This window comes from Streptomyces sp. NPDC033221 (assembly GCF_055577005.1).
In genome coordinates this window covers 59,112-65,111 of record NZ_JBVIQN010000039.1, presented here as the reverse complement: position 1 = coordinate 65,111, position 6,000 = coordinate 59,112, and the positions used below count along the sequence as shown (strand labels likewise).

Sequence of the window (6,000 nt, the reverse complement as noted above, 5' to 3'; positions counted from 1 at the left end):
CCGGAGCCGCCACGACGTACGCCGAGGTACTGGCCGACTCCCTGCGCGTGCTGGGCCCCGACGACCCCGACACCCTGACCGCACGGGCCGCCCTAGGCCACTGGCGGGGGGAGGCGGGGGATGCGGTCGGGGCCGTCACCGCTTACACCGAGGCATTGGCCGAATTCTTACGGGTGCTGGGCCCCGACGACCCCAACACCCTGACCGCACGGTCTCTGCTGGCCCACGGGCGGGGGAAGGCGGGGGATGCGGTCGGGGCCGTCACCGCGCTCACCGAACTGCTGGTCGACTCCCTGCGCGTGCTGGGCCCCGACCACCCCAACACCCTGGCCACCCGGACCTTCCTCGCCTACTGGCGGAGGGAGGCTGCTGGTGCGAGCAGTAGTGCCCGATAACGATCGTTTGACGACAGACGTTGGGCGCATCCAATGAACCCGGACATTCCGGGGCACCTGGGCGGCGCTGATCCAATCAGATCCGATGGCAATTGGTGACAGGGTTTGATGACAGATAGAGTCCATTCCTCCATACGAAAGGGGCCTTCGGTGGCGAACCTGGTCTACAAGCGGGTCTCGACCGACCAGCAGTCCACCGCCCGGCAGAACCTCGTCCTGGACGAGGCCGGCATCGAGGACCCGGTCGTCTTCGAAGAGGACGCCGGCACCTCCAGCCGCCTCCACCCGCTCCAGCGCCCGAAATTCCGGGAACTGCTGACGTACGCGCGGCCGGGCGACATCGTGCACATCTCCGAGATGTTCCGCCTCGTCCGCGGCACCGGCCACATCCTCGACGTGCTCGATGTCCTGCACACCGACCGCCTCGCCCTGCGCATCCACGACGGCGCGTTCTCCGCGATGGACCTCACCGCCCGCCACCCGCGCACCGGCGAGCTGCTCTCCACCGTGAAGTTCATGGTGCAGACCCTCGCCGCCGCCGGCGAGCTCCAGCGCGACCTCCAACGGGAGCTGACGTACGACGGGCTGCGGGCCGCCGAGGCCAAGGGCAGCAAGGGCGGGCGCCGCCCCGCCGTGGCGGCCGACAAGACCGACACCGTGCGCACCGCATACTTGGAGGGCCGTTCGATCGCCGCCCTCGCCCGCGACCACCGGGTCAGCCGCGGCGCCATCCGTACCGCCGTCGCCGATCTCCTGCCCGAGCGCACCATTGCCGGCGGCGAGGACTCACCGACCTCGGAACTGCCGGTCACCCTCGACATGCCGGGCAAGGTCGCCGACTTCCTCCGCACGGTCGACCTGGAGCCCGCCGAGCGCGCCGCCCTCGACCACGGCATGACCGTACGACGCGGCCAGGGCTACACCCTGCGCGTCAGTGCCACCCTCCCGGTGCACCGCGAACTCCTCGTCCGATGCCACCCCCTCGACAAGGCCCCGGCTGTCCCAGCCCAGCGCAAAGCCCGACGTGAGTACGAGAACCGCGTCAGCGCCCTCAGCGAGTGACCACGCGCCATCGCCGCTGAAGATTCGGCGCCGTGAAGTCCTGAAGACCCCAGGGCGTCAGCGAATCGCTGACGTCAGGGCGCCGCGAGTGGCTATGAACGTGAGTTGGGGAGTCGTTTCGCGATGAGTGTGGATGTCGCGTTCTGACCGACATTGCGATGACGGTTTGTTTTGACGTCAGGCGGGGGCTTGCGGTGGGACTGTGGGGTGTGCTTCTGCCGCTGAGGGCCTGATGGGTAACTCGCAGTCGAAGGTCGAGCTGTACTCGGCAATCCGCAAGGATCACTTGCTGGGGATGTCGATGCGGTCGTTGCAGCAGGTTCACAACGTCACATGGCGGACGGTGCGGCGGGCTCTGGACGGGAAGTGGCCGGAACCCCGGAAGAAGCCGCGGCGCAAGGAATCGCGGCTCGATCCCTACAAGCCGTTGATCGACTCGATGCTGACAGCGGATCTGGATGCGCCGCCCAAGCAGCGGCACACCGCTCAGCGGATCTTCGACCGGCTGGTCGAGGGGCACCAGGCCCATGACATCTCGTACTGCATGGTCCGGCTCTACGTGAAGGACCGGCGCAAGGAGATCCGCCGCAAAGCCGGGGTGGGCCCGGAGGCGATGTTCATCCCGCAAAGACATCTGCCCGGGGTGGAGGCGGAAGTCGACTTCGGAGACGTGCACATCCTGCTCGCCGGGGTGCCGACCAGGGTCTACCTGTTCTCGCTGCGGCTGTCCTACTCCGGCAAGGCGGTGCACCGGGTGTTCGCCTCCTGCGGGCAGGAAGCCTTCCTCGAAGGACATGAGCACGCGTTCCGGCGGCTGGGCGGCATCCCGCGCGGGAAGATCCGCTACGACAACCTGCGGGCCGCCGTCGAGCGGGTGCTGGGGCTGGGCCGGGCCCGGGTGGAGTCCGACCGGTGGACAGCGTTCCGCTCGCACTGGGGCATCGAAGCCTTCTACTGCCGGCCCGGCATCGAGGGCGCCCACGAGAAGGGCGGCGTCGAGGGACAGATCGGCTACTTCCGGCGCAACCACTTCGTCCCGGTCCCCGAGGTCGCCTCGCTGGCGGAACTGAACGAACTGGTCGACCGGTGGGACCTTCAGGACGAGGGCCGCCGGCTGCGCTCGCGGACCCGCACCGTCGGTGAGTCCTTCGCCCACGAGCAACCGATGCTGAGACCGCTGCCCACCGAGGTGTTCGAGACGGGACGGTGGTTCACCCCACGCGTCAACCGCTTCGGCCAGATCACGGTGCGCTCCAACACCTACTCGGTGCCGGTCCGCTTCATCGGCCGACAGCTGCGCGTCCTGCTGCACGCCAACGACCTAGGGTTCACGAGGGCCGCACCGAGGTCGCCCGCCACGAGCGGCTCAGCGGGCGGGGCGGCTCCCGGCTCGTGCTGGATCACTACCTGGAGGCGCTGTTGCGCAAGCCGGGCGCCTTTCCGGGGGCGACTCCGCTGGAACAGGCCCGCTCCGCGGGCCGGTTCACCCCGGTCCACGACCGGTGGTGGGCGGCAGCCTGCGCGGCACACGGGGACGCGGCCGGCACCCGCGCTCTGATCGAGGTCCTGCTGCTGGCCCGGCACATGGAACACGAACACGTCGTCGCGGGGCTGGCCGCCGCGATCAGGGCGGGCGCGCTGACGGCGGACGCGGTCGCGCTGGAGGCCCGCAAGGCCGCCGAGGGCGATACCGGGGAACTGTCCGCACCGGCCCCTGGCACAGCTCACGAGGAGGGGCCCGCGGCGACGGTGACGTCCCTGGCCGACTGGAGGCTGTCCCACTTGCCGCCGGACAACCGGCCGCTGCCGTCGGTGGCCCAGTACGACCAGCTGCTGAACCGCCGCGGCCGCAGGGCCGGACACGAGAAAGAAGGATCATGAGCCCACGCAAGCGCGGACTGACCGAAGAAGCCGCCGCAGCCTCGATCGACCAGGCATGCCGGATGCTGCGGCTGCCCTCCATCCGCCAGCAGTTCGGTGACCTGGCCGACGCCGCGGCCCGTGATCAGATGTCGTATCGGGCCTTCCTGGCCGAGCTGCTGATGACCGAATGCGACGACCGGGCCCGGCGCCGTTCCGAGCGCCGCATCAAGGCAGCCGCGTTCCCGCGGGAGAAATCGTTGCGGGCCTTCGACTTCGAGGCCAACCCGAACGTCGACCCGGCCACCGTCAACACCCTCGCGACCTGCGACTGGGTCAAGAAGAGCGAGCCGCTCTGCCTGATCGGGGACTCCGGCACCGGCAAGTCCCATCTGCTGATCGCGCTGGGCACCGAGGCCGCGCTGCATGGCTTCAGGGTCCGCTACGTGCTGGCCACCAAACTCGTCAACGAGCTCGTCGAGGCCGCCGATGAGAAGCAGCTCTCCAAGACCATCGCCCGCTACGGGCGCGTGGATCTCTTATGTATTGATGAGCTCGGCTACATGGAACTCGACCGTCGTGGGGCTGAGTTGCTGTTCCAGGTGCTGACCGAACGCGAGGAGAAGAACAGCGTCGCGATCGCCTCCAACGAGTCGTTCTCGGGGTGGACCAAGACCTTCACCGATCCGCGGCTCTGCGCGGCCATCGTCGACCGGCTCACCTTCAACGGCGCCATCATCGAGACCGGCACCGACTCCTACCGCCTCGCCCACACCAAGGCCCAGGGCGCACAGAACAAAACCAGCTGAACAGCCCTCATCGTTGGCTGGTCTCCGCTTCCGATCAACCCCGATCGCCCTCTACCCTGAGGTCAGGTGAAGTTGGGCTTCGCCCCGCACCGCAGGCTCCCAGCCCCCGGGCCCTGAACACCGAGGCCGGCTGGAGCCGCATCGCCGACTACACGGCTCCAGCCTCCGCTCTCCACGCGTGACCGGTCGGCGGGGCAACTCCCGCAGCCTCGCCCCCACGCCAGGAGGGCACCTCGCGCGAGGACCAGGAGGGGAGCCGTGGTCCCGCGCAGGGCCCGGTCGCCACGCCATCTACGGCGCGGCGACCGGGCATCTACCAGCTTCCCACCACAGGAACGCGATGTCCGCCCTACGGCCCATTCCTTCGCCGGCCAGGGACTTCGCGGTGTCTTCGCCAAGTCGTTCCAGGGCACCGGCCAAGGTAAATGTCACCTGAAGGTCACCCGGCGGTCATGGCTCGCTCCCTGCTGGGAAGGCGAGTGCACTCTCGCGTGAGGGCAGTGAATGACGAGCACCGAAAACGGTGCTGGAAAATCGCCCTTCGTACCAATATTGGCAACATGGGTAGGTTCTTCGTCCTCTTGCCCTATGTTCAGAGCAAAGCCTCTCCGCACCACTCAGGTGCTGTCATACAGAGGTTTCCTCCCGCAGCAGAGTGAGCCTGCGGAGCATGAGCGCCGGGCCCCGCATCCACTCCCGCGGATGCCGCTGAGGCCCGGACCATCCCTCGGAGCAGACCAACGCCGGACTGCCTCAGGTCCCCGGCAGCTTCGAGGGAGTGCTCCGCGGCATCAGGGGGGCCGCGGAGCACAGGGCACGAGGCCGCCGCACCCGAAGCGGCGGCCTCCGCCACGACACCAGACGTGCGGTTCCTTATCGCTTCGCGTTGATCGTGCCTGTGGTGCAACACGCAAGGAGGGGAACTCGATCAACAACGCATGGCCCGTCCCCCAAGCCGCCTGCCGCGTGGTGCGTCTGTGCGGAGAACTCGACATCGCCAGGATGCTCGAACTCACCACGCTGCTGCGCGGAACCTGCCAGCAGACACGGACCGCCTGGCTCATCGTCGACCTGCGACCCGTCACCTTCATGGACTCCACCACGCTCCGCGAACTGCACACCGCACAGGAACGCTGCGAACAGTCCGGCCAAGGACTGCGCCTGGTCTACGACCAGCCCTTCATCAGCCAGCTCCTGGCCCTCCACGGCGCGACAGGGCGGTTCCCGCGATACACCAGCACCGACGACGCCTGGGCAGGCCGCGAGACCCCCGAAGAACTGACCGCCCTTCGCCCCTCAGGCTCTGAGCCGGATACGACGGGACCCTAACGTCATACACGGCCTGGCATGCCGGCTTCACGAACCGGTTCCGACATCAAAAGCCATCGCGATCGATCACGCCAAGATGCGCTCCGTGACTCCCCAACGCATCGCGAAACGACTCCCGCTCAGACCTCCACAGCCACGCGAGCGTACGCCAAGGTTGCGCAGCTAACCCCGCCCCGGTGTAGGGCCACCGGTGGCGACCACCTACCAGGCCAGCGCTCGCATTCGAGGCATTGCGAAAACCGGCTCCCAGCGCTACAACCAACGCCGCAGCCTCCTGGAGGACAGACTCGGTTACGACCTCGCCGACGCCCTGGAACGGGGCATCACGTGACGCCCCAGCCCCGGCCCCGGTACCGCCCTTTCCGCGCGGCGTTACGAAACCTTCCGTCAACATCGCGCGACGCTCCCGCACGAACGACCTGCGGAAATCGGCAAGTTGACGCAACCGTCGAACCGTGCGAAGCTCACCTCAGAGCGGCACCCGTGTGCCCTTAGAGCAACATGACATGAACTCCCGTCCCCGCAGGGGCGGGAGTTTTTTGTTG

3 protein-coding genes and 2 pseudogenes are annotated in these 6,000 nt (G+C 68.1%); all 5 read left to right on the top strand.

Annotated elements, in window-relative coordinates:
* Window positions 1–395: pseudogene (locus ACZ53K_RS35900) on the top strand (tetratricopeptide repeat protein); the annotation flags it as partial.
* 150 nt (window positions 396–545) lie between these two features.
* The gene (locus ACZ53K_RS35895; protein ID WP_468845274.1) at window positions 546–1,457 is read left to right on the top strand and encodes a recombinase family protein; all 912 of its coding nucleotides are present in this window, start codon (window positions 546–548) and stop codon (window positions 1,455–1,457) included.
* A gap of 232 nt (window positions 1,458–1,689) precedes the next feature.
* Window positions 1,690–3,338 (top strand): annotated as a pseudogene (gene istA, locus ACZ53K_RS35890) (IS21 family transposase).
* A complete protein-coding gene (istB, locus tag ACZ53K_RS35885; RefSeq protein ID WP_468845272.1) occupies window positions 3,335–4,126 on the top strand; it encodes an IS21-like element helper ATPase IstB in 792 nt (263 codons plus the stop codon). Before istA ends, istB begins: the two are co-directional and overlap by 4 nt.
* 966 nt (window positions 4,127–5,092) lie before the next feature.
* On the top strand, window positions 5,093–5,455 hold the full coding sequence (locus tag ACZ53K_RS35880; protein ID WP_468845269.1) for an STAS domain-containing protein: 363 nt from the start codon (window positions 5,093–5,095) through the stop codon (window positions 5,453–5,455).
* The last annotated feature ends 545 nt before the right edge of the window (window positions 5,456–6,000 follow it).

Coding starts and splice junctions, on each gene's coding strand:
- istB (WP_468845272.1), top strand. CDS start 3,335: ATGAGCCCACGCAAGCGCGGACTGACCGAAGAAGCCGCCGCAGCCTCG.